Here is a 24,393-nt window from a genome sequence, read left to right as displayed (position 1 = left end):
GAGTTCGTTTCCTAGTCATTCATCTTGAGTACAGCGAGGAAGGCATCCTGAGGGATCTCCACCCGACCTACCTGTTTCATGCGTTTTTTACCCGCCTTCTGCTTTTCGAGCAGTTTCTTCTTGCGGGTCACGTCGCCACCATAGCATTTGGCGGTGACATTCTTGCGCAGGGCCTTGACGGTGGAACGAGCCACCACCTGACCGCCGATGGCGGCCTGGATGGCCACGTCGAACATCTGGCGCGGAATCAGCTCCTTCATCTTTTCCACCAGTGCCCGCCCCCGGCTGTGGGCATGGTCGCGGTGAATGATGACAGCCAGCGCATCCACCTTGTCGCCATTGATGAGCACGTCCAGGCGTACCAGCTTGGCGGGCTGGAAACGCTCGAAACTGTAGTCGAGCGAGGCGTAGCCACGGGAAATGGATTTTAGACGATCGAAAAAGTCCATGACCACTTCGCTCATGGGCAGTTCATAGGTGAGCTGCAACTGGCTACCCAGGAATTGCATGTCAAGCTGGTTGCCGCGACGCTGCTCGCATTCGGTGATGACGTTGCCCACGAACTCCTGCGGCACCAGGATACTGGCGCGAACGATGGGCTCGCGCATCTCATCGACATTGGCCATGTCGGGTAGCTTGGAGGGGTTGGAGACGTAAATCACCTCGCCATTGTCCATGGCCAGTTCGTAGACGACCGTCGGCGCCGTGGTCAGCAGATCGAGATCGTATTCACGCTCCAGACGCTCCTGAATGATTTCCATGTGCAGTGTGCCGAGGAACCCGACACGAAAGCCGAAGCCCAGGGCATCGGAATTCTCCGGTTCGTAGGCCAGCGAGGCATCGTTGAGCGCCAGCTTTTCGAGCGCGTCGCGGAAATCCTCGTAATCCTCGGCACTGACCGGAAACATCCCGGCATAAACCTGCGGCTTGACCTTCTGGAATCCCGGCAGGCGCACCACGTCGGGCGTCTTGGTATGCGTGATGGTATCGCCGACGGGCGCACCATGAATGTCCTTGATGCCGGCCACGACGAACCCCACCTCACCTGCACGCAGGATATTGGTCTGGTGGCGTTTGGGCGTGAAGATACCGACCTCGTTGACCTCCCAGTCGCGCCCGGTGGACTTCATGCGGATCTTGTCGCCCTTTTTCAGAGTGCCGTCGAAGATCCGCACCAGCGAGACCACCCCCAGATAATTGTCGAACCAGGAGTCGACGATCAATGCCTGCAACTGGCCATCGGGATCCCCCTTGGGCGGCGGAATGTCTCTCACCAGCCGTTCGAGCAACTCGGCCATGCCCAACCCCGTCTTTGCCGACACCTGACAGGCATCGGTGGCATCCAGGCCGATAATCTCTTCGACCTCCTGGGAAACCTTGAGCGGATCGGCCTGCGGCAGATCCATCTTGTTGAGCACCGGTAGAACCTCGAGCCCCTGCTCGATGGCGGTATAACAGTTGGCAACCGACTGCGCCTCGACCCCCTGGGCAGCATCGACAACCAGCAACGCCCCTTCACATGCGTAAAGCGAACGGGAAACTTCATAGGAAAAATCGACATGGCCCGGTGTGTCGATGAAATTGAGCTGGTAGGTCTGGCCGTCCTGAGCCTGATAATCGAGAGTGACGGATTGTGCCTTGATGGTGATGCCGCGCTCGCGCTCGATATCCATCGAGTCGAGCACCTGCTCCTTCAATTCGCGTTCGGTCAGGCCGCCACATAGCTGAATGATGCGATCCGCCAGCGTCGACTTGCCGTGATCGATGTGGGCAATGATCGAGAAGTTTCGAATATGCTTTAATTTTCCGCTACTTGCGTCGTGAGACATCGAGCCGTTCCGATTCCATGTAGACACCCCGGAGACAATCAGGAAAGCGCCAGTGCGGGATGCGTAAAAATTGATTGTCGGCATTGTACCGGCATGGCGTTGACAGGAACAGCAAACTCCCTCGCGGGTGCCGACATGCCGCCGCCCGAAGAGCATGAAAGCGGCAGGCTGCCTTTTTTGAGTACAAAGGCAAGCGGGGCCAAAAAGGCCCCGCCATACCCTACTGCGCCGCTCTTTGATAACGGCTAATGAACGGCTTACTCCTCTTCGGAAAGGCGCAGCGCGACGAACAGCGGCCGACCATCGCGAATGATGCGTACCGGAATGGCACGATTCGAAGAGGCATTATCGATCGCCTCCATCAGTTCCTCGGCGCTCTCTACCGGTTTCTGGTCAAACGTTGCGATGATATCGCCACCGGTGATGCCGGCCTTGGCTGCAACGCCACCGGGTTCTACCTGACGAACCAGTACGCCAGACTCGATGCCAAGCTGATCAAGCTCCTGCTGGGTGAGATCGCGCACGGCAATGCCCAGCCGGGCCTGGCTGCCCTGCTGCCCCGTTGCAGCGTCGTCGCTCGCCTGCTCTTCATCAGGCCAATGGCCCACTTCCACCGAGAGCTGCTTCGATTCACCATCACGCAGCAGTTCAAGCTGAACCTCCTGACCCGGACTAACGCGACCGATCAAGCGCGGCAGCGTCATGGAGGACTCGACGTCTTCGCCATTGACCTCGAGGACGATATCACCGGCCTGCAGGCCCGCTTGTGCTGCCGGACCTTCGGGAGCCACATCGGCTACCAGGGCACCGCGTGCGTTCTTGAGGCCGAACGATTCGGCAAGATCCTGCGACACCGGCTGAATCACGACCCCCAGCCAGCCACGGCTGACCCGACCTTCGGTACGCAGCTGATCGGCGATATTCATGGCCACGCTGATCGGGATAGCGAACGACAGCCCCATGAAACCGCCGCTACGGGTGAATATCTGGGAGTTGATACCCACGACCTCGCCATCCAGGTTGAACAGCGGACCACCCGAGTTGCCGGGGTTGATGGCGACATCGGTCTGAATGAACGGGACGTAGGCATCGCTGGGCAGGGTGCGATTGATGGCGCTGACGATACCCGCCGTCACCGAATGATCGAAACCGAACGGCGAACCGATCGCGGCCACCCATTCGCCGACCTCCAGCTCATCGGAATTGCCCAGCCTGAGTACCGGCAGGTCATTGGCATCGACCTTGAGCAAGGCCACATCGGTCTTCTTGTCAGAACCGACCAGCTCGGCCTGCAGCTCGCGATGATCGTTGAGGCTGACTACAATTTCATCAGCGCCCTCGACGACGTGAGCGTTGGTCATTATGTAACCGTCTTCACTGATAACGAAGCCGGAACCCAGCGAGTGGCGCTCCTCGCTACCCTGTCCGGGCGAACCGGGCATCTGGGGAAACTGATCACCGAAGAAGTGACGAAAGATGTCGGGGATTTCCTGTCCCTGAGGCCCGAAGGGAGATGCACTGCGTACCGGAACCGCCCGTGTCGTCGAGATGTTGACCACACCAGGCGCCGCCTGTTTGACGAGTTCGGTAAAATCGGGCAGTTCACGGGCCTGCGCCACCTGAACCGCCAGGAAGGCAAACAGCGCCAGCAGCCAAGGTGAGATTTGTCGTGTCATACGTTCCATCAAGGGCTCCTGCTACAACACTTGGATTCGTTTAAGACATGTTCGAATCGACGGCATGGCGGGTCATGTGACGATACAAAACGCCATGTCACCGAGGCTCTACCCAGAGGCATCGCTGCATGGGGCAATGGAGAACCAAGGCGTTAACTTCGCACGTTTCTCGCATCCGCTTTTCATTGATGCTTGAACGCGCCAAGAGTTCACTCGTTTCGTCCGGATGGACGAATTCGCCGCAGCAGAACCGGGCGATAAAACGCCCGCGAGGCATCCCGTCGGCTATGCCAGGACACGCCCAGCAGCCCCAGGATAAGGCCCAGCACGAAACCTCCCGGGACGAGAAGCGCTCCACGCCCCGCCCACTGTTCGGCAAGCCCTCCCATGATGATCGCCGTCATCAATGGTATGCCATAGAGAAGCGCGACACCTTGCAGGTAGATGCGCTCCTCGATTCCCAGGACGATTCGATCGTTTTCGGCAAGCGGCAGGCTCTTGTCGAAGTCAATGGTAAGATGATGAGGGCGGTGCCACCATTTGGTCAGCATGCCTTGGGCACAGCCGGAACGGGCCTGACAACCGCTGCACCCGGAACGACGCTGAGTTTCAATCCACGCCTGTCCGTCGCGCACGGCAACGACACGGCCTTCCTGCTCCATCATGACGGGAAATCCTGCTCTGGGCTTATGGCTCCGCCGCTGCCGTATCGGAGGAGTTCCATACGACATGCGAAGCGACACGCGCCAACACTTCTGCCGGCGCTTCGCCGACCACTAGAATCTGCATGGCCCTGCCGCCAAGCGAAGCGTGACGAACCGCCGCCTGCGATACGCCCGAACGGTAGACTCCCGGTGACAGCTTGGTGATCGCCGAAGAGAGCGGCTCCACGAACAGGCTGAAGCTGTTCAGACCGTCGCTGTACAGACGATGCTCCACTCGGGATGCACTCACGGCAAGATGGGGAGTGACCGGCTGAGCCTGATACCCCGGGGGCAACCAGGCGGGCTCCCAGAGCGTAGCTGGCGCCTCCTTGACCGGCTCGAAGACGATGCCGCCTTCGTAGATGCGAGGCGCCTCGAGATCGGTCATCTGAAAGGTCTCGAGCACCTGACCGTCTACCGCAACCAGTTGCTGCTTGAGCGGCAGCGCCGTCTCACCGTCGAGCCACATTCGATGGCCATAACGCAGCGGATCCCGCGGTTCGATATCCAGGCGCTGGGTCATGCGCCCGGCGATACGTTCCTCGCCAGCGAGCCGCAGCCGATAATGATCGTCGAGGTGCGAGACGATGGCATCGGGAGAGGCTTGAGGCTCCCGATTGCCATCGACCGACCAAGCGGCACGACCGACCCTTCCGCGCCGCTCGTAAATGACCGGAGGACCGTCAAGAAAACGCGCCACTTCATGCTCAACGCCGTCCCGTACCTGATGAAAGAGCGCCAGTGTTCTGACGCCCTCATGACTGAGGCGAACGCCGCGAGCCCGGAAGATATAACAATGCCCCGCCCACAGGCTTCGCTTCAGCCAATGCTCTGCCGTCTCCGGCCGAGGCTGCTCCGCCAGTTCAGGACAATTGAAGCTGCTTACGGAGCGCGTCTCGTCGGGAGGCTGGGCATATGCCTGCTGCCACGGGAACACGGCTACCAGCAAGGTAGCGGCCAACACCGGCAACATCAGCGCTGGCTCGGCGACTCTTGGGCGACGTAGCCGTTTGAGCGCAGCAACGGCATCCAGGCGTCGCCGGAGCGATACGCTGCACCTTGAGCGTGGCGGTCCAGATAAGCCTGCAAGGCGCGCGTCTGCTCCACCTCTGCCTGCTGAGACTGACGTTGGCTGGGCGACATGAAGAATGGCGCTTCGGCTCCTACGGCCATCAGACCATCGGAAGCGGCCGGCGACTGAAAGAGCGGGAACTGGGTGAGCGGAGCCGTCTCGTTGGCGACGGGAAGGGTTGTCCGGGAGCGGTTTTCACCATCCAGACCGGCCAGTTCACCCTGGGTACCGGCATCTTCTCCGCCCACATTGTAGAATCGAGCCCCACCAATCACCATCAGTGTCACGGCAGCGGCAATCGCGGCACTGCCGGCGAAGGAAAATGGCGAACCGCGGCGTGGCGCCGAGCGAGTCTCCACCTCAGGCAATGGCTCGGACGCTATCCGTGACATGATGCCGGCAGACAGATCCACACTGACATCCGCCTCCCGGTCACGCTGCATCATGCTGCGTGCCAGATGATAGCGGCGCCACACATCAGCCTCTTCGGGTGATTCTCCAAGCGACTTCAGAACACGACGCAGCTCGAGCTCATCACCTTCGTTGTCCATCAGTACCGACAACGATTCCCGTAGACTCTGATTCATTCTCATACCCTCACACTCGACAAGGCGGGTAGCCACACATTACGAGCAGTACGATGACTGCTTATTATTTGTTGCCGCTCACCGTCAATATTCGGATCTTCGATCTTCAGGCGAACGTCACCAGCTGCAGGCGCCTCTTTGGTGTCGGCAGCATCGACATCGACTCGGAAGCCCTGCACAACAAGGATGCGCCGGATCATCCCCGGGCCCCTTCCTTCCCTGCTATGTCTGCTGAGACGTCGGGGACGCGTTTCAGTTCACTGAAATCGGGCATATGAATAAATTTTTCCGTTCATTCATGGATCACATCCTCGTCGCGGCTCGTGGTAAGCAGCGGCTGGATATGCCGATCGACGGCTTCACGCGCCCGGAAAATGCGTGACCTCACCGTCCCCACCGGACACTGCATGATATTGGCGATATCCTCGTAGGAGAGCCCATCGAACTCACGCAGCGTGATCGCCGTCCTGAGATCTTCTGGAAGATTCTCGATAGCCTCGAATACGGCCGCCTCGAGCTGATCGCGGGCAATGGAAGCCTCGGGCGTTTCGATATCGGAAAGACGCCCGCTGTGGTCGACGATTTCGGCATCGGCAATATCCAGATCACTCCCCGGCGGACGTCGGCCACGTGAGACGAGATGATTCTTGGCGGTATTGATGGCAATTCGGTACATCCAGGTATAGAAGGCGCTTTCCGAGCGAAAATTGCTCAAGGCACGGTAAGCCTTGATGAAGGCCTCCTGCGCCACATCCTGAACTTCCGCATGATCATGTACATACCGCCCTATCAGACCGATGATCTTGTGCTGATACTTCTTTACCAGCAGATCAAAAGCCCGGGTATCGCCTTTCTGGGCACGCTCGACGAGTTGCTGATCGGTTTCTTTGGTGCCCATTCACGCCCCCCCTTTCTGGGCGAGACTCAACGGTCGAAGCGCCGAAAAGCGCCTGATGCCAAACAATAACGGGTGCAGAAAGTTCATAAATTCAACCTGGATCCACGGGCTATCAATGACATCCGATCACGCCGGCCAGCAGGGCCGCGACAGGAAACGAATGGTAACAGCCACTTTCAATAGGTCTTAGTGTTCCTGTTTCTTGGCATACCATCAAGACAAACCGCATGAAACGCTTGTCGCCATCTTCGGTACAGGCTATCAGATTCGCCTTTGACATTGATTTCCCCATGGCCCACAAGCGATAGTAAGCGCACTTGTCACGACACTCCTGTTTATCGCAGGAACACATCAACGGGTAGCTGAATGTCTGAACAGCAGGTCAACAACCTCAACGTCCTCTCCCAGGACGTCCTGATCACTCCCGATGCGCTCAAGCAGGACATTCCCCTGTCCGCCGCTGCCGAGGAGACCGTCATCAAGGGACGCCGCACTATCCAGCAGATTCTCAATGGCGAAGATCCCCGCCTGCTGGTCGTCATCGGCCCCTGTTCCATTCATGATGTCGAAGCTGCACGCGACTATGCGCAGCGCCTGCGTCGCCTGGCCGACGAGGTCAAGGATAGTCTCTACATCGTCATGCGCGTGTATTTCGAGAAGCCGCGTACCACGGTGGGCTGGAAGGGCATGATCAACGACCCGCACATGGACGACTCCTTCGCGATCGAAGAAGGCCTGCACATCGCACGCGGCCTGCTGGTCGAACTGGCGGAAATGGGCTTGCCGCTGGCCACCGAGGCCCTCGACCCCATCTCGCCACAGTATCTGCAGGACTGCATCAGCTGGTCGGCCATCGGGGCACGCACCACCGAATCCCAGACCCACCGCGAAATGGCTTCCGGCCTATCCTGCCCGGTCGGCTTCAAGAATGGCACCGACGGCAGCCTCGATGTTGCGGTCAACGCCCTGCAGTCGGTTGCTCATCCCCATAACTTTCTTGGCATCAACCAGGCCGGACAGGTCGCCATCATCCGCACCCGTGGCAACGCCTATGGTCATGTCGTGCTGCGTGGCGGCAATGGCAAGCCCAATTACGACAGCGTCAGCGTCGCGCTCGCCGAACAGGAACTGCGCAAGGCCCAGGTCAAGCCGAACATCATGATCGACTGCTCCCACGCCAACTCCAACAAGGATCCGGCCCTGCAGCCGCTGGTAATGGAAAACGTCACCAATCAGATCCTGGAAGGCAATCAGTCGATCATCGGCCTGATGGTGGAATCCCACATTGGCTGGGGGAATCAGAAGATTCCTCAAGACCATTCGCAGCTCAAGTACGGGGTCTCGATCACCGACGCATGCATCGATTGGGAAAGCACCGAACTAGCGATGCGCAAGATGTCGGACAAGCTGCGGCCGGTGTTGGCCGGGCGCCGCCGCGATATTTGACGCACGAGGGTCTCGGCCCACCGACCGCATGCCTCACCCAATCGAAGGGCTCGCCGCAAGCGAGCCCTTTTCTTCAGTCATGTTGCGAGGAGATCCGGTTGTCACGCGGATCCTTACTGAGCCAAGCCGTCAATCTCGCGACGAAAGGGTGGCAGGGAGTCGAGCAGCGCCCTGCCGTAGCGGCGCGTGAGTACCCGTCGGTCGAGCAGCGTGATGCGCCCTTGATCGGCTTCCTTGCGGATCAGACGACCGCAAGCCTGAACCAGACGCACCGAGGCATCGGGTACGGAAATCCGCATGAACGGATTGCCGCCACGGCTTTCGATCCACTCGGCCAGCGTGGCGCCTACCGGATCGTCGGGAACCGAGAACGGCAGCCGCGTGATCACTACATGGGTCAGATAGTCGCCCGGCAAGTCGATGCCTTCGGCAAAGCTGGCCAGCCCGAAGATGATGCTCCCCTTGCCGGCATCCACCCGCGCCCGGTGACGCTCGATGAGCTCACGCTTGGGTAGACGGTCCTGGGCCAAGACCTGCGCCCGGCGATCCTGGGAAAGCCCCTCTTCCACGGCGCGAAGCTGCTTGCGCGAAGAGAACAGCAGGAGCACCGCCTCCTTTCCATCCAGCGCCTCGACGAAGGCGATGATGGCCGCTTCGTGCTTCTCTCGATCGCCAGGATCTACCGCCTCGCGGGGCACGCTCAACACGGCGCGGGAATAGTCGAAGGGACTCGGTAGACGCTGGTAGCGATAACGGTTAGCCAGCCCGGCACGCTCCTGGAGACGCTCGAAGCGGTTGAGCGCGGTCAGGGTGGCAGATGTCACGACGGCGCCGAAGCAGGTGCCCCATAGATGACGCGCCAAGGTTTCGGCAGCCGACACCGGACTTGCCGAAAAGGTCAGCTCGCTCTCGCCCGCAATCTGCTCGAAGGTCAGCCAGCGTGCCTGGGGCGCCTCTCCTTCCACATCCTGCGCTCCCATGGCCTGCCACAATGCATGCGCTTCCAGCGCTCGGCCATGCAGCAGCGCGACAAGCGGAAGCCAGGGCTCGGCCTGCTCGCGAGGAAGGCCGGTGGCCTTTTCGGGATCCAGGCTCTCACGCAGGATGTCGGCCATGGTTTCGAGAGTGCGCGACAGCGCAGCGAAGGCCACGACCAATGTCGCCGACAGGTCGCGCAACGCATCGGGAACGCGCCCCATGGGGAAACGATGGTGCCGGGTCTCCTCGCCCGCGCCCTGGCCCAACCCCGCCAATTGATGTCCCATGGCATACGCTTCGCCCAGGCGCGGTTCAAGCGCCGCGATCATCTCGGGCATTCCCGCCAGCAGGCGCGCCAGAGTCGGCTGCACTCCCAGCGCCGTGTTCAGCTCGGTCAGCGACTTCTTCAGCGTGCGCAGCCAACGCAGTGCGGCATTGATGGGCAGACGGTGATAGAAGTGCTCCAGCGCCTTGTCGGGCAGATGGTGGCCTTCATCGAAGACGTAGATGCAATCCTTCGGCGGCGGCAGCACGAGACCACCGCCCAGCGACAGATCGGCCAGCACCAGGTCATGGTTGGCCACGATGATATCGGCCTGTTCGAGATGCCGCCGCGCCCGGAAGAACGCACAGGCACCGAAATGGCCGCAGCGGCGATTGGTACACTGACGGTGGTCGGTGGTCAAACGCCTCCAGGTGCCGTCCGCGATGGAAATGGGCCAGCTGTCGCGATCGCCCTCCCAGCGCCCCGCCGCGTAGGCGTCGGCCATGTCGCGCACCAGCTCGTGGAAATCGTCACCTTCGCGGGACTCGATGGCCTGCTCGAACAATGACAGCGTCGGGTTCGTCTCCTCGCCCTCCAGCGCCTGGTCCAGCCGCGCCACGCAGAGGTATCGCCCCCGCCCCTTGGCCAGCGCATAGTCGAAGCTCAGTCCGCTGTGCTGCTTGAGCGACGGCAGGTCCTGATGCAGCACCTGCTCCTGCAGCGCCACGGTGGCCGTGGACACCACCAGCCGCTTGCCGCGCGCCTTGGCCACCGGCAGCGCCGCCAGCAGGTAGGCCAGGGTCTTGCCGGTACCGGTACCCGCCTCGAGCACGCAGACATGTTCGTTGGAGAGGCGCCGGCCGGCATCGTCGATCTCGATACCGGCCAGGGTGCGGGCAATCTCGGCGATCATCAGCCGCTGACCGTAACGCGGCGTCAGCTCGAGTCCCTCGAGCACGCGACGATATGCGTCCTGGATCTCTCCCTTCAGGGCCTCGTCGAGCATGCACGCTCCTTCATACCGCAGGTATCACCGATGTACCGCAGGATTACAGCAGACCTTCGGGCGGATGCTCGCAGGGCAGCTTGTCATTGATATAGGCCTCGATCTCGGGCAGGGAAAAGGCATCTTCCTCGCCAACGAAACTGATCGACACACCCTTGGCGCCGGCCCGCCCGGTACGCCCGATGCGGTGTACGTAGTCCTCGGGGTCTTCCGGCAGCGTGTAGTTGATTACATGGCTGACATCTTCGATGTGGATGCCACGCCCCGCCACGTCGGTGGCCACCAGCACGGAGACTTCGCCTTCGCGGAAGCGCTCCAGCGTCTTGATGCGCTGCCCCTGAGGCACGTCCCCGGACAACATGGCCACACTGGTGCCGGCCTTGCGCAACTCCTCGTCGAGCTTGCGCACCAGGTCGCGCCGGTTACCGAATACCATGACCCGCTCCATCGCCTCCTGCTTGACCAGGTTGATCAGCAGCTTGAGCTTGTCGCGATCGCTGACCAGATAGACGCGCTGCTCGATGTTGGCCGCATTTTCGGTGGTGACCTCGATCTCGACATGCGCGGGCTGATGGGTCCACTGACTGGCCAGATTGAGAATGTCCTCGGTAAAGGTTGCCGAGAACAGGAAGGTCTGGCGCTCCTCGCTCCTGGGTGTATGGCGGATGATGCGCTTGACGTCGGGAATGAATCCCATCGACAGCATACGATCCGCCTCGTCCAGCACCAGAACCTCCACCTGCGTCAGGTCCACGTCCCGCTTCTGATGGAAGTCCAGCAGCCGCCCCGGCGTGGCCACCAGAAGGTCGAGCTTGCGATTCAATGCATCGCGCTGCTTCTGGTAATCCATGCCGCCCACGGCACTGGCCACGCTGAGCGATGTAAAGCGGGCCAGCGCCTTGGCGTCCTTCTCGATCTGCAGGGCCAGTTCGCGGGTCGGGGCGACAATCAGCGCACGCGGTGCGCCATCCTTCTGCCCATCCGGCGCCGGCTCCTCCAGGAAATAGGCGAGGATAGAGATCAGAAAGGCCGCCGTCTTGCCGGTGCCGGTCTGGGCCTTGCCGACAATGTCACCGCCCAGCAACGTATGCCTCAACGCCTCGGCCTGGATCGGTGTACAGTACTCGAACCCCAGAGCATGAATGGCGCGCATCAGCGGCAACGGCAGGTCGAAGTCATGGAAGCGCCACTTTCCCGCCATGGGCGGCACTTGAAACTGACGCAGGTCCCAGCTCGACTGGGATCTGCGCGGCTTGCGCCGGCGACGCTTGGGCTTGCGATCCTGGGCCGGCACTGAAGTATTTTCCGTCTCACTCATAGCTTGCGTATCTGTTCAATGTCCGTGTGGGTATGGAGTGAAAGGCGCGCCCGTGCCCACCCGCCGGGGCGCGCAACTCACCTGGCGCCATGGAGAAGCGGCAGGCAAAGAGCCGCCCATTGTATCAGTCTTGAGGGCTTACGCGGCGAAAAAACCGTCACGTCTCCCGGACACGGGTATTAGGCGGCTAATCGGGGCTGGTAGAATACCGGACAATACTTCCAAGGAAATGCCGCTGTCATGACCCGCAGGAAAAAGACCCGCTCGCTTGCCGACAAGGTGACGATCCGTACCGGCCGACGCAAGGATTACAAGAAGTGGCGCCACGAGAATCCCGACGAGGTGACCTCTTCGCGTCGCTACGTGCAAAAGAAACGCCAGCAACGCAAACTCCAGGCGACACGCAAGCTGGCCCGCCAGCAACAGGGCAGCGTACTCGATCCGCACGCAGCTCCCGAGCATCCCGATGCCGACAAAGGTCACAATGACGATAACGGGGCATCATGATGCGAATGGTCTCCTTCAACATCAATGGACTGCGGGCACGCCCCCACCAGTTGCAGGCGCTGGTCGACATGCATCGCCCGGACATCATCGGCCTGCAGGAAACCAAGGTTCAGGACAGCGAATTTCCCCGTGAGGCGGTGGAGTCGCTGGGCTATCACGTCTACTACCATGGCCAGAAGGGGCATTACGGTGTCGCGCTGTTGTGCCGCCAGGCACCGGAGCAGGTTTTCTACGGCTTCCCCGATGATGGCGAGGACGCCCAGAAACGCCTGATCGGAGCGCGTTTCAGCACACCGGATGGCAATTCACTGACGGTGTGGAACGGCTATTTCCCCCAGGGCGAGAACCTTGCCCACCCCACCAAGTTTCCCTACAAGCAGCACTTCTACCGTCAATTGATCCGCCTTCTCGAGGAGGACCATGCCCCCGAGGAGCGTGTCGCGGTGATGGGAGATTTCAACATTTCACCGGAAGACATCGATATCGGTATCGGCGAGGCCAGTCGCAAACGCTGGCTGCGTGAAGGCAAGACCAGCTTTCAGCCGGTGGAACGTGAATGGCTGTCACGCATCAAGAACTGGGGAATGCAGGACTGCTATCGGAGTTGCCATCCTGGCGTGGATGATCGCTTCAGTTGGTTCGATTATCGCTCGAGAGGCTTCGAACGCGACCCCAAGCGCGGCCTGCGCATCGATTACATCCTTGCCAGCCCGCCGCTGGCCGAACGGGTCAGCGATGCGGGGATCGACTATCAGCTTCGCGGCATGGAGCGCCCCTCGGATCATGCCCCGGTGTGGGTGGAATTTTCGCTTTGAGACTGTCTTCGCTCGTGAGGTCGGTCGCTCAGCATCGATAGCCAGGCATTTGCCTGGGCAGCGCCCGCCTCGCTAGCGGCCTCGAAAGCCTGGCGGGCCGAACGCACATCCCCCTGCTCCAGTTGCGCCACGCCTTCGAGCAGCCAGATGCGTCCTTGCGCCTGGGCGCCGGCCTGGCGAGCGCGCCGCAAGGCCGAGACGGCTCGCTCCCACTCTCCCCAACCGTAGGCCAGCTCGCCCAGCTGCTGCCAGTCCTTCCCCGCCTGGGAGCGCTCCGCCAGTGCCTGCCAGGCGTTCAGCGCTTGCGCACGGTCACGGGCCGCCGTCCAGGCTTCTGCCAGCAGACGCGCATGGGCAACGTCATCCTCCAGACGTCCTTCCCGCAGTGCACGCTCCAGATGTTCCGCCGCCCGGGCGGGCGTTCCGCCTGCCAGGTGCAGCCGAACCAGGCGCTCGAGGTCTTCCGCGTCTGTCAGCACTCCTCGGCGCCATCCGGCCTCCCATATTGCCGCGGCACGCCCGTGCGCCCCCAGGCGCTGAGCGAGAGCGGCCGCACGCCGCCAGGCTTGCGGATCGTCGGGGTCGCGTTCGAGCAACTCGTCGAGCATGGCCAGCGCCTGCTCGGGCTGGCCGGCACGCTGATAAATCGATGCCGCCAGGCGCAGTTGCGTATCGTCCGGCGCAGCGGTCGCCTGCCGTGCCCGATCCACCCAAGCCACCGCACGGTCCCAGTTTTCCAGCTGACCCTGGATCTGAGCCATCAGCCATAACGATGGTGCGTCGGGCTGCCCCTGTTCCAGCCAGCGCTTGAGCAACTGGGCGGCTTCGGCGGTCTGGCCGCCACGCAGCCGCAAGCGTGCCTCCTGATTCAGCCAGCGCCGTTGCAGGCTGGCATCGACGCCCTCGATGTCCCGGGCGACGGCCAGGATATCTGCCGCCTCGAGCTCATTGCCCTGCCGGGCCTCGGCGGTGGCGGTGAGCTGAAGCAACAATGCCCGAGCCCAGCGATCCGCCGCGTTGCCGCCACGCAGACGCTCCGCTGTCTGCCGGGCCCTGGCCTCGACGTCTGCATATTCTCCAGCCTCGAGACGTTCCTGCAGGCCTTCCAGCAACTGCACCATATCCGGTCGCAGCGCGGGTCCCGCCGCCCATACGTCGGCGGCAAACAACCAGGCCATCAGCATGACAAGCAACAAGCGGTGCGTACGCATGGCTATCCCCTCAGCTGGAATTCAAGGCGCTGCCGGGCCTCCCGGGGCGCGCTGGCCTCGGGGAACTGCCATTCGGCGATGGCCTTGAGCGCAGCTCTTTCGAAGACATGGCGCGGCTGGGCATCGACAACCCGCAGCGAATCAGGATCGACACGCCCGTTGGGCTGAATGGTAAAACGTACCTCGACATAACCCTCCAGTCCGCGACGTTGTGCCCGGGAAGGATACTGCGGCGGTACGCGCACCGTTGGCTGCGGAGAACTCTCCACTTCCGAGGGTGCAGCGACGGGCGCCTGCGGTGCTGCATTTGCTACCGGCTCGGGAGCCGGAACAGGTTCCGACGCGGGCTCGGGAGTTGGCCGAGGCTCGGGCGACGGTTGTGGTTTGGGCGACGGTTGCGGCTGCTCGACTGCCAACTCGGGCAATTGAGCATCCAGCGAAACCTCCGGCGTCTCCAGAGGCGGCGTCTCGGGCTCGGGCAACGCAATGGGGCTATCCGTCTGGATGGCCGGCATGGGCGCAGGCGGCGGTGGAGGCGGAGCCTCGACCGGCGGTGCCGGCATGGCCTCGGCCGGCGCCGCCGCCGGCTCGGGAGCCTGCTGCTGCGGCGCCTCGACCATCGAGATCGATAGCGGCACGACGATCTCCTGACGCGTATCCTCCGGTGGCGCCACCAGCAGGGCCAGCAGATAGAACAGCACCAGAGCCAGAAACGCTCCCCCAAGGGAGCCCAACATCAAGCGCATCAGCCTGCGCCTCTGCTGGCCGCGACAGCAACATTATCCACTCCGGCGTCACGGATACGGTCCATGACCTCGATCAGCAGCCCGGTCGTCGAATTGCGATCGGCCTGGATGACCACGCCTCCCTGATCGCTGACCAGGCGCGCGACTTCACCGCCGACGCGATGAGCGTCGACGGGCTGTCCATCCACCCACACCGCCCCTTCCGGAGTAATGGCCACCATGACCTGGGCATCCGGGCGCGGTGAGGCCGAGGCCGCCTCGGGCCGTTCGATCTCCACCCCACTCTCCTTGATGAAGCTGGTGGTCACGATGAAGAAGATCAGCATGATGAAGACGACGTCGAGCATCGGCGTGAGGTTGACCTCGGTCGCGTCGTCGCTAGCGTTCGACAATCTGCGCCTACGCATGGGCATCCTCCGCAGCGCGAGCCATGCGGTCGTGCAACCGCTGATCTTCGCGCCGAATAACGTGTTCGAGACGGGTCGTGAACAGCAGACCGACAACCGCCACGGCCATGCCTGCCAACGTCGGCAGGGTCGCGCGGGCCACGCCGTCCGCCATGGCCCGTGCCTGGTTGACCTCCGTCAGGGTCAGGCTGTCGAAGACTTGGATCATGCCGGTTACCGTACCCAGCAACCCCAGCAGCGGGCACAACCCCACCAGCAGCTTGAGCCACGGCAACGGCATCCGCAGCCGGGCAATCAGCTCGCGCGTCCAGACCTCACGCAGTGTCAATGCGCTCCAGCTGGAGTGCTCTCGACGCTCCACCCAGCTCGTGATCAGGGCGCGCCGCGCCCGGTGATGGGTGAAGCGCCAATACAGCCAGCGCTCCAGAGCGATGCTGAAGAGCACCACCGCCACGCCGGCGATCACTACCAGTACGGGCCCCCCGGCCTCGACCAGCCAAGTGACGGGATCAAGAATAAGCCGCATGGTTCCGAGGCTCCGCCTGAATCACTTGTGATTCGAGATGCTCCGCCAGAACGGCGCTGGAGCGCCCCTCCAGCAACCCGACGAGCGCACGACTGCGGCTCAGCAGTGCCGTATGTGCGAACAGCAGAGGTACGGCAGTGATCAGGCCCAGGACGGTCGTGACCAGTGCCTGGCTGATCCCGCCGGCCATCAGCTTGGGATCGCCGGTTCCGAACACCGTGATCGACTGGAAAGTCACGATCATCCCCGTGACGGTTCCCAGCAGCCCCAGCAGCGGTGCCACTGCCGCCAACAGCTTGACCAAGGGCTGCCCCCGCTCGAGTCGGGGCTGTTCGGCCAACAGCGCCTCATCGAGCCGGGCCTCCAGCGCCTCCGGCGCATGTTCCCGCCCCAGCGTCGTGAAACGCTGCAACACACGCCCCAGGGGATTGTCGTCACGCAGCATTTTGGGCTCACGCAGCTGCCGGTGCACACGCTGGCTGACGACGAGGAGATAGAGGTACTGCGCCAGCGCGACCAGCAGGCCCAGCACGCCCAGCGCGACCACTACGTAGCCGACGGCTCCGCCCTGATTGAAGCGTTCCCAGAGGCTGGGCTGCTGCGCCAAGGCATCAAGCACCGCTCCCTTGGTCGGATCGACCGCCACGACATCATGCGATCCCTGCTGGAATCCTCGCAGGGCCTCGGCCACCTCCTCCGGCGTATGCTCCGCCACGGCCAGGCGGCCGTCTTCGCCGGCTCGACGCAGCAGATCACCGTTGCTGAACGCCACGAAATCGCCCAGCCGGATCACGTCGCGCTCGCTGATGACGCCTTCGCTATCGGCCACGGGTGCCGTGAAACGTACCGCCCGTGCGGTTTCGGCCACCAGCGCCGCCAGGCTGTCCCGCAGCGATGCCAGGGCCGTCGTCCCGAGCAAGCCCTGCTCATCGAGGCGCTGCGGTAACCCAGTGTCGGTGCCTACCGTAAGCCAGCTTTCCCCCAGATCGTCGCGAAGCTCTCCGGCATAGCGGCGCGCCACATCGAATACCCCTTCGAGATCGCCGGCCTCATTGGCGCGACGCACATTCAGGGCATCAAGGGCTTGCTGTTGCTCCTGCTGCCGAGTCTCCAGCGTCTCCCGGCGTTCACGCGCCGAAGCCAAACGCGCCTCGGCATTGGCCACCGCCGCCTGCAGAGCATCCTGATCCTCGACCAGCTGCTCGAGCCGCTGACGATCCCGGGCCTGCGCCGCCTGATTATCGGCACGAAAGTCTTCCAGCAGTTGGTCGAGCGGTGCCGCCTGCGCCAGCCCCGTCACCATGACCAGAGAGAGCAGTGCTCCCTTCCAGCATTTCCTTCCCCAGAGATGAAGTCTCATGACTGCGCCTCCTGCTCACGCACGGTGGTCTCCGGCGTCAGCGAAGTCGGTAACTTGAGCAGCTCCGGAGCCCGCTGGTCCTGGGCAATGCGAATTCCCTTGCGCAGCTCGACGAGTTGAGCGTCGTTCAGCGGCTGCCATTCACCCTGCGCCGCTTTCCAGACACCGCCGTGATGCCCGTCAGGGGTCAGGTAATAGAAACCCACCCGGCCAATCCGCAGATAGTCCACTTCGCGAGTCTCATCCCCAACCAGCGCGCCCCGCCAACTATCCATGTCTCGGCCGTAGTCGAGCTCCGCGCGCCAGGCAGCGAACAGCCTGTCCCATTTGTCGGCGAGGCCCAGGTCGCTTGCAGCAAGCATCTCATCCAGGCTCGCCACCCGTGCCAGGCGCTCTTCCTGTAGAAAAGGCATGTCGGCCTCGATCAGAGTGCGTAACCGAGTCACCATGCTGCGCATCAATCCCGGCAAAGATTCACGCGTCACCTCGATATCTTCCAAGGCCTGTTCACGACGCGCCAATGTCTCGGTCTGACGCTCGACCAGCGGGGCCAGCTCCTCGTTGTAGCTTTCCAGCCTTTGCGCCTCGCGCTCGGTCTCACGCAAATGCTCGAGGGCCTGACGCGTTTCTTCGTCCGCAGCATCGATACGTTCCTGCAATGCGGCTTGCTCGCGCTGGGCCGAGACACTCTCGTCACGCAGCGAATCCTGCGCCCAGGAAGCCAACGGCGTCAGACACAGCAACAACAGCACCGTCCACCAGCGCATCGATATGGATGGCTGGCGGGACATTTTCCATTGCGGGTTCTTACGCACCACGCTCTCCCATGTCCAGTTATGTTCTACCGCTGGCAAGACCGGCATGAGTCGACTCACGACCAGTACGAAGCGAAAGCGGACCTGCAAGCCATGCATGACGTGACAGCTTGCATCACCGGCCTTTTGAGCAGGCCTTAGCGTAGTAGGTAAGCACGCTAATACAAACAAGAACAATTATCAATAATGACAGGGGTCGGAACATGAAAAAACCGGCCCGCAATAACGGGCCGGTCAGTTCTACCGGTCGATGGACCGCCGGAAACTTACAGCTTCTGTTCGAGCTCGGGCAGGATCTGGAACAGATCGCCTACCAGGCCGTAGTCCGCCACCTGGAAGATCGGCGCTTCCTCGTCCTTGTTGATCGCCACGATCACCTTGGAGTCCTTCATCCCCGCCAGGTGCTGGATCGCGCCCGAGATGCCCACCGCGATGTACAGCTCCGGGGCGACGATCTTGCCGGTCTGGCCGACCTGCATGTCGTTGGGCACGAAGCCGGCGTCCACCGCGGCCCGCGAGGCGCCCACCGCAGCGCCGAGCTTGTCGGCGATACCGTCGAGCAGCCGGAAGTTGTCGCCGTTGCCCATGCCGCGCCCGCCGGAGATGACGATCTTGGCGCTGCCCAGGTCGGGGCGGTCGCTTTCGGCCAGCTCCTCCTTGACGAAGCTGGAGCGTCCGGCCTCGGCGACGATGTCGACCGCTTCGATGGCGGCGCTACCGCCCTGCCCCACGCCGTCGAAGGCGGTGGTGCGCACGGTCAGCACCTTGAGCGGGTCGCCGCTCTTGACGGTGGCGATGGCGTTGCCGGCGTAGATCGGACGACGGAAGGTGTCGGGGCCTTCGACGCCGATGACGTCGGAGAGCTGCGAGACGTCCTTGAGCGCGGCCAGGCGCGGCAGGACGTTCTTGCCGGTGGTGGAGGCGGCGGCCAGCACGTGGCTGTACTCGTCGGCCAGCTGCACCAGCAGGTCGGCCAGGGGCTCGGCGAGCTGGTGGGCGTAGACAGCATTGTCGGCCACGCGTACCCGGGCGACACCGTCGAGCTGGGCGGCGGCCTCGGCCACGCCGCCGACGTTGTCGCCGGCCACGAGCAGATCGATGTCGCCGCCGATGGCCTGGGCGCAGGCGACGAGGTGGGCGGTGGCGGCGGAGAGTTCGCCGCCCTGATGTTCGGCGAGAACCAGCAGACTCATACGATCACCTTGGCTTCGTTCTTGAGTTTGTCGACGAGCTCGTCCACGGAGCTGACCTTGATGCCGCCCTGGCGTTCGGCGGGCGGCTCGACCTTGAGCAGTTCGACCCGGGAGCCGGTCTCGACGCCGTAGTCGGCGGGGCTCTTGACGCCGAGCGGCTTCTTCTTGGCCTTCATGATGTCGGGCAGCTTGGCGTAGCGCGGCTCGTTGAGGCGCAGGTCGGTGGTGACGATGGCCGGCAGTCCCAGTTCCAGGGTCTGCAGTCCGCCGTCGATCTCGCGGGTGACGGTGGCCTTGTCGCCATCGATCTCGACCACCGAGGCGAAGGTGGCCTGGGGCAGGCCGGCGAGCGCGGCGAGCATCTGGCCGGTCTGGTTGTTGTCGGTATCGATGGCCTGCTTGCCGAGGATCACCAGCCCGGGCTGCTCCTCGTCGACCACGGCCTTGAGCAGCTTGGCCACGGCCAGCGACTCGACCTTGTCGTCGGTCTCGATGTGCAGGGCGCGGTCGGCGCCCAGGGCGAGCGCGGTGCGCAGCTGCTCCTGGGCGGCCTTGGGTCCGACGGTGGCGACCACCACCTCGGTGGCGATGCCCTTCTCCTTCAGGCGCACGGCCTCTTCCACGGCGATCTCGCAGAAGGGGTTCATGGCCATCTTGACGTTGGCCAGATCGACATCGGAGTGATCCGGCTTGACGCGGATCTTGACGTTGTAGTCAATGACGCGTTTGACCGCGACGAGTACTTTCATGGTGTCCTCGCTTGGTTAGAACCTGCAGGCATGCCCTTATAAAATTCATGCAAGCGTTTGATAGGGGCTCCGTCCTGAAAAATGTCGCTCGGCATGACCCACCTCGCGACTATTACGATTGCCAATACTCGCGTAAGGGCCTGACCGGGTCAAACCCTTCGAAGGTGGGTACTCCCCCGAGCGGGACAAAGTTCCCTGCAGATGACATTATGATATTCCCTCGTGTATGACTAGATACAAACGACCGTTTGAAATAAACTTTTTAAATAATTCAAAGGCGTCCTGACCGCCTGGCATTCAAGACGGAGGAGATAGAGACGTGGAACGTGAATACATGGACTTCGACGTGGTCATCGTCGGCGCCGGTCCCAGTGGTCTATCCGCCGCCTGCCGCCTGATGCAGCAGGCCCAGGCCGCCGAACGCGAACTCTCGGTCTGCGTGGTCGAGAAAGGCTCCGAGGTCGGCGCCCATATCCTCTCCGGTGCGGTCTTCGAGCCTCGCGCCCTGCGCGAGCTGTTCCCCGACTGGGAGGAGCGCGGCGCCCCCTTGAACACACCGGCCACGCGCGACGACGTCTACCTGCTCAAGGATGCCGAGAAGGCCCAGAAGCTGCCCAACGCCCTGGTCCCCAAGAGCATGCACAACACCGGCGGGGCGATGCCCAATTACGTGATCAGCGCCGGCAACCTGTGCCGCTGGCTGGCCGAGCAGGCCGAGGAACTGGGCGTGGAGATCTTTCCCGGCTTCGCCGCCCAGGAGGTGCTCCACGACGGAGACGGCACGGTGCGCGGCATCGTCATCGGCGACATGGGCGTGGCGGCGGACGGCAGCGAGAAGGCAGGCTACACGCCGGGCATGGAGCTGCGCGCCAAGTACACGCTATTCTCCGAGGGCGCCCGGGGGCATCTGGGCAAGCGCCTGATCCAGCGCTTCGATCTGGCTGCGGGCAAGGACCCGCAGCACTATGCCATCGGCCTGAAGGAGTTGTGGGACGTGCCCGCCGACCGGCACGAGCCGGGCCTGGTGGTGCACGGCTCGGGCTGGCCGCTGGAGAAGGATACCCACGGCGGGTTCTTCCTCTATCACGCCGAGAACCAGCAGGTGGTGGTGGGCCTGATCGTCGATCTCTCCTACACCAATCCCTGGCTGTCGCCGTTCGACGAGTTCCAGCGCATGAAGCACCATCCGGTGCTCAAGCAGTATCTGGAGGGCGGCAAGCGGGTGTCCTACGGGGCGCGGGCCATCGTCAAGGGCGGCGCCAACAGCCTGCCCAAGATGACCTTCCCCGGCGGGCTGCTGATCGGCTGCGACGCGGGCACGCTGAACTTCGCCAAGATCAAGGGTCTGCACACGGCGATGAAGTCGGGCATGGTGGCCGCCGAGACGGTGTTCGAGGCGTTCGTCGAGGGTGACGAGGGGGGCCGCGAACTGACGGCGTTCACCGCCAGGTGGGAGAAGAGCTGGGCCTGGGAGGAGCTGCAGGAGGCACGCAGCTTCGGCCCGGCGATCCACAAGTACGGCACCCATGTCGGCGGGGCCTACAACTTCGCCAACCAGCTGCTGGGCGGCAAGCTGCCGGTGGTGCGCGACACCACGCCGGACCACGAGCGCATGGCGCTGGCCGACCAGGCGAAGAAGATCGACTATCCCAAGCCCGACGGCAAGCTCTCCTTCGACAAGCTCTCCTCGGTGTTCCTGTCGAATACCAACCATGAGGAGGACCAGCCCTGTCACCTCAAGCTGGTCGATCCGGAGATTCCCATCCAGCACAACCTGCCCAAGTATGCCGAGCCGGCGACGCGCTACTGCCCGGCGGGGGTGTACGAGGTGGTCGAGGACGACGCCGGCCAGCCGCGGTTCCAGATCAACTTCCAGAACTGCGTGCACTGCAAGACCTGCGACATCAAGGACCCGGCGCAGAACATCCAGTGGGTGGCGCCCGAGGGCGGCGGCGGGCCCAACTATCCCAACATGTAGTCCGCCTCCTCATGCCAAAGGCCCCGCCATGCGGGGCCTTTTCATTGACGCTTTGAATGGGGCAGTGCCTCGCCGAGGTTCACGGCATGGCCCCGACCCTTCGGGACGGCATTCTTTTCAACGGGGCACGCGCCGCAATCAGCCGCCGCCGCCCTGCGTGGGTGAAACGCACCTCGATGACTGGATTCGCGGGGTTACCTTCCACACTCTCTATTTCGCCGACGCCAAACACTTCATGGTCGACCCATTGCCCCACGCCCCAGGCACCAGCTTCGATGCCGGCCTTCTCTGGCTCGGAAACCGCTGCGCACACCGGCAGGGAATGACCCAGCGCAGCCAGGTAGCGGGACATGAGAGCCGGCTCGCGAACCTTCAGCGGTGCAGTGTCGTCCGCGTCGTTACCGCCCCTCTCGAGAATGTCGCCGACACGCTGGCAATCCTGCCAGGCTGTTTCCGCGAGAAAACGGCTGGGATGATGGCTGCCCCCGTCATGCAATAGCAGCAGTCGCTCGCGTGCGCGAGTAATCGCCACATAGAACAGTCTCCGCTCCTCCTCGAGGCGTTCATCGTCGAGCGGATTCTCCCGGCTGTAATGCGGAAAATCCTCCTCATTGACACCCGACAGCACGACCCAGGGCCACTCCAGTCCCTTGGCTCCGTGCACGGTGGTGATCAGCACACCATCGTCACGGTTCTCCACCGGATTGCGCAGCAATTCGATGAAGGCCTGCGGATCGCTGGCCAACTCGCCGGCCTGCTCGATCAGGACATCCAGCAGCCTGACATCCTCTTCGCCCTTTTCGCGCCGGGCAGCCGCCCGCTTGAGTACCTTGTCGGCCTCGATGCGTTCAACGACATGCTCGAGCAGCTTGGCCGGGGATAGATGAGCGAGTCGAGGCAGTTCGCACAACAATTGCCAGCGCCGCTTGAGATTGCGTCGCTGCAACGGCTTGAGCCCGTCAAGCAGCGGATCGTGTCGCTCCGGCCAGCGCTGCGTCGTGGCCAGGACCCGAGTCAGCGCCTGCAACCGTTCGCGAGCCACGAAGGGCGTTGGCTGGGCGAACAACAGCAGCACATGATCCGGATCGCGGAGCAAACGGGCGTCGTACGCCAACATCAGATAGCCGGCCAGGGCCTGCACCAGCGGCAGACGAAACACGAAGCGATCCTGCCGTGACAAGCGAAAGGGGATGCCTGCACGTAGCAGCTGCAGTTGCACGGGGACGGATAGCGCCCAGCTGCGTACCAGAATGCACGCTTCATTGCAGGCCCGCCCCTGACGGCGCCAATTCTCGAATGCTTCGAGAAGCTGCGATCCGCCCATGGCGGCTCCAATCCGGGTTGCCGGGTTGCCGGGTGCCGCCAGACACTGCTGGTCGGGGCGCCGCCGATTGGCGCGAATGGCATGATTGGCTGCCAAGGCCAACGCATGGCCGTGGCGAAACGTGTAGGACAAAGGGTAATCGCTGGCAGCCCCGAAGCTGGCAGTGAAACGTTCCAGCATGTAATCCGGACGCGCACCACGCCATTCGTAAATGCATTGATTGGCATCGCCGACCACCATCACCTCGGCCCGATCCCCGGCGAGGAGACCCAGCAGGCGCTGCTGCACCTCGTTGATGTCCTGATACTCATCGACGATGACGTGGTCCAGATAGCCTTGGATCCGTGCGCGAGTGTCGGGCTCCCGCTCCAGACAACGCAGTGGACGATAGAGCAGATCGGCGTAGGTCATCAGGCCATGCTGCTCGAGAAGCGCTTCGAAACGCTCGAAGGCTTCAGGAAAATGGCCGGTATCCGGACCGAAATCGAGCCGTTCGTAGAGCGCCCGGGGCGTCATCACCTCCGCCTTGACCAGATCGCAGAATTGGCCGAACGCCTCCACCCTGTCGGCCTCCAGCGCAGCTTCACGATGGTTTTCGCTGGCCGCATCCAAGCTCTGCATGACGGCCTGGCGCAGCAGACGCTCATGCTGCCAGTCGGCCTGGAGCAGCTGCCGCGGTGCGAGCCTCCCCCAGCGTGTCAGGCTCTGAGTCAGGCGGTGCCCGATGGAATGGAAGGTACGCACCTGCGGCAACGCTTGGCCCGAAGGCGCCTGAATGCCGAGCTTGGCCGCGAAGTCTTCACGCGCCGCCCGGTTGAACATCAGCACCATGATGCGCTGAGAGGGCACGCCTCCTGCCAGCAAGTGCAGCACTCTTGCCACCAGGGTCGTGGTCTTGCCGGCACCGGCCACCGCCGCGACTCGAGCATGCCCCTTCGCGTGTTCGACGACCGCACGCTGTTCCGACGTCAGCGGCAGTGTGG

22 protein-coding genes are annotated in these 24,393 nt (G+C 62.8%); 5 read left to right on the top strand and 17 right to left on the bottom strand.

The window, feature by feature from the left end; all coding sequences use genetic code 11:
- Positions 1-11: 11 nt before the first annotated feature.
- The 5 genes from lepA to ACYQ12_RS08745 form a co-directional block, all read right to left on the bottom strand.
- On the bottom strand, positions 12-1,829 hold the full coding sequence (gene lepA, locus ACYQ12_RS08765; protein ID WP_459870321.1) for a translation elongation factor 4: 1,818 nt from the start codon (positions 1,827-1,829) through the stop codon (positions 12-14).
- A 257-nt stretch (positions 1,830-2,086) separates the two neighbouring features.
- Positions 2,087-3,514 (bottom strand): DegQ family serine endoprotease, encoded by a 1,428-nt coding sequence (locus tag ACYQ12_RS08760; RefSeq protein ID WP_459870319.1) that lies wholly within the window; start codon positions 3,512-3,514, stop codon positions 2,087-2,089.
- Between the two features lie 200 nt (positions 3,515-3,714).
- On the bottom strand, positions 3,715-4,170 hold the full coding sequence (locus ACYQ12_RS08755) for a SoxR reducing system RseC family protein (protein WP_459870316.1): 456 nt from the start codon (positions 4,168-4,170) through the stop codon (positions 3,715-3,717).
- Between the two features lie 22 nt (positions 4,171-4,192).
- On the bottom strand, positions 4,193-5,182 hold the full coding sequence (locus ACYQ12_RS08750) for a MucB/RseB C-terminal domain-containing protein (RefSeq protein ID WP_459870313.1): 990 nt from the start codon (positions 5,180-5,182) through the stop codon (positions 4,193-4,195).
- Positions 5,182-5,868: a sigma-E factor negative regulatory protein gene (locus ACYQ12_RS08745; RefSeq protein WP_459870310.1), complete on the bottom strand. Its 687-nt coding sequence runs from the start codon at positions 5,866-5,868 to the stop codon at positions 5,182-5,184. Before ACYQ12_RS08745 ends, ACYQ12_RS08750 begins: the two co-directional genes overlap by 1 nt.
- Positions 5,869-5,921: 53 nt before the next feature.
- Here ACYQ12_RS08745 and ACYQ12_RS08740 point away from each other — a divergent pair, with 53 nt between their 5' ends.
- Complete coding sequence (locus tag ACYQ12_RS08740) at positions 5,922-6,146, top strand: hypothetical protein (RefSeq protein ID WP_459870307.1); 225 nt, start codon at positions 5,922-5,924, stop codon at positions 6,144-6,146.
- Between the two features lie 14 nt (positions 6,147-6,160).
- On the opposite strand, the gene rpoE is transcribed toward ACYQ12_RS08740, so the two are convergent.
- Positions 6,161-6,766 (bottom strand): RNA polymerase sigma factor RpoE, encoded by a 606-nt coding sequence (gene rpoE / locus ACYQ12_RS08735; RefSeq protein WP_459870305.1) that lies wholly within the window; start codon positions 6,764-6,766, stop codon positions 6,161-6,163.
- Positions 6,767-7,132: 366 nt separating this feature from the next.
- Between rpoE and ACYQ12_RS08730 the strand changes: the two genes are divergently transcribed.
- On the top strand, positions 7,133-8,212 hold the full coding sequence (locus tag ACYQ12_RS08730; protein ID WP_459870302.1) for a 3-deoxy-7-phosphoheptulonate synthase: 1,080 nt from the start codon (positions 7,133-7,135) through the stop codon (positions 8,210-8,212).
- Between the two features lie 113 nt (positions 8,213-8,325).
- Here ACYQ12_RS08730 and dinG read toward each other — a convergent pair whose 3' ends face one another.
- Both dinG and rhlB read right to left on the bottom strand, forming a co-directional pair.
- Positions 8,326-10,461 (bottom strand): ATP-dependent DNA helicase DinG, encoded by a 2,136-nt coding sequence (gene dinG, locus ACYQ12_RS08725; protein WP_459870299.1) that lies wholly within the window; start codon positions 10,459-10,461, stop codon positions 8,326-8,328.
- Positions 10,462-10,504: 43 nt separating this feature from the next.
- Positions 10,505-11,779, bottom strand: coding sequence for an ATP-dependent RNA helicase RhlB (gene rhlB, locus ACYQ12_RS08720; protein ID WP_459870296.1), 1,275 nt, complete (start codon positions 11,777-11,779; stop codon positions 10,505-10,507).
- Positions 11,780-12,019: 240 nt separating this feature from the next.
- Here rhlB and ACYQ12_RS08715 point away from each other — a divergent pair, with 240 nt between their 5' ends.
- Together ACYQ12_RS08715 and xthA are read left to right on the top strand one after the other, a co-directional pair.
- Positions 12,020-12,286, top strand: a complete 267-nt coding sequence (locus tag ACYQ12_RS08715; RefSeq protein WP_459870294.1) for a hypothetical protein — start codon at positions 12,020-12,022, stop codon at positions 12,284-12,286.
- Positions 12,286-13,101, top strand: coding sequence for an exodeoxyribonuclease III (gene xthA / locus ACYQ12_RS08710; RefSeq protein ID WP_459874488.1), 816 nt, complete (start codon positions 12,286-12,288; stop codon positions 13,099-13,101). The genes ACYQ12_RS08715 and xthA overlap by 1 nt, the downstream gene beginning before the upstream one ends.
- Here xthA and ACYQ12_RS08705 read toward each other — a convergent pair.
- The 8 genes from ACYQ12_RS08705 to ACYQ12_RS08670 all read right to left on the bottom strand — a co-directional run bounded on the left by ACYQ12_RS08705 (position 13,068) and on the right by ACYQ12_RS08670 (position 20,108).
- Positions 13,068-14,312: a tetratricopeptide repeat protein gene (locus ACYQ12_RS08705; RefSeq protein ID WP_459870291.1), complete on the bottom strand. Its 1,245-nt coding sequence runs from the start codon at positions 14,310-14,312 to the stop codon at positions 13,068-13,070. The genes xthA and ACYQ12_RS08705 overlap by 34 nt on opposite strands.
- 2 nt (positions 14,313-14,314) lie before the next feature.
- Positions 14,315-15,058, bottom strand: a complete 744-nt coding sequence (locus ACYQ12_RS08700) for an energy transducer TonB (protein WP_459870288.1) — start codon at positions 15,056-15,058, stop codon at positions 14,315-14,317.
- Positions 15,058-15,465, bottom strand: a complete 408-nt coding sequence (locus tag ACYQ12_RS08695) for an ExbD/TolR family protein (RefSeq protein ID WP_459870285.1) — start codon at positions 15,463-15,465, stop codon at positions 15,058-15,060. The genes ACYQ12_RS08700 and ACYQ12_RS08695 overlap by 1 nt, the downstream gene beginning before the upstream one ends.
- On the bottom strand, positions 15,458-15,991 hold the full coding sequence (locus ACYQ12_RS08690; RefSeq protein ID WP_459870283.1) for a MotA/TolQ/ExbB proton channel family protein: 534 nt from the start codon (positions 15,989-15,991) through the stop codon (positions 15,458-15,460). Before ACYQ12_RS08690 ends, ACYQ12_RS08695 begins: the two co-directional genes overlap by 8 nt.
- Positions 15,975-17,351, bottom strand: a complete 1,377-nt coding sequence (locus ACYQ12_RS08685) for a MotA/TolQ/ExbB proton channel family protein (RefSeq protein WP_459870280.1) — start codon at positions 17,349-17,351, stop codon at positions 15,975-15,977. Before ACYQ12_RS08685 ends, ACYQ12_RS08690 begins: the two co-directional genes overlap by 17 nt.
- Entirely contained in the window at positions 17,348-18,166 is an 819-nt protein-coding gene (locus ACYQ12_RS08680; protein WP_459870277.1) for a DUF3450 domain-containing protein, read from the bottom strand. Before ACYQ12_RS08680 ends, ACYQ12_RS08685 begins: the two co-directional genes overlap by 4 nt.
- 266 nt (positions 18,167-18,432) lie before the next feature.
- Positions 18,433-19,359 carry an electron transfer flavoprotein subunit alpha/FixB family protein gene (locus tag ACYQ12_RS08675; protein WP_459870275.1) on the bottom strand — a complete coding sequence of 309 codons (927 nt, stop codon included), beginning with the start codon at positions 19,357-19,359 and terminating at the stop codon, positions 18,433-18,435.
- Positions 19,356-20,108, bottom strand: a complete 753-nt coding sequence (locus ACYQ12_RS08670) for an electron transfer flavoprotein subunit beta/FixA family protein (protein WP_459870272.1) — start codon at positions 20,106-20,108, stop codon at positions 19,356-19,358. The genes ACYQ12_RS08675 and ACYQ12_RS08670 overlap by 4 nt, the downstream gene beginning before the upstream one ends.
- Before the next feature lie 334 nt (positions 20,109-20,442).
- Here ACYQ12_RS08670 and ACYQ12_RS08665 point away from each other — a divergent pair, with 334 nt between their 5' ends.
- Positions 20,443-22,086: an electron transfer flavoprotein-ubiquinone oxidoreductase gene (locus ACYQ12_RS08665; RefSeq protein ID WP_459874487.1), complete on the top strand. Its 1,644-nt coding sequence runs from the start codon at positions 20,443-20,445 to the stop codon at positions 22,084-22,086.
- Positions 22,087-22,165: 79 nt separating this feature from the next.
- On the opposite strand, the gene ACYQ12_RS08660 is transcribed toward ACYQ12_RS08665, so the two are convergent.
- Entirely contained in the window at positions 22,166-24,388 is a 2,223-nt protein-coding gene (locus tag ACYQ12_RS08660; protein WP_459874486.1) for an ATP-dependent helicase, read from the bottom strand.
- Positions 24,389-24,393 lie beyond the last annotated feature (5 nt).

The sequence above is a fragment of the Halomonas shantousis genome, assembly GCF_054654615.1.
This window is presented reverse-complemented; position numbering and strand designations above follow the sequence as displayed.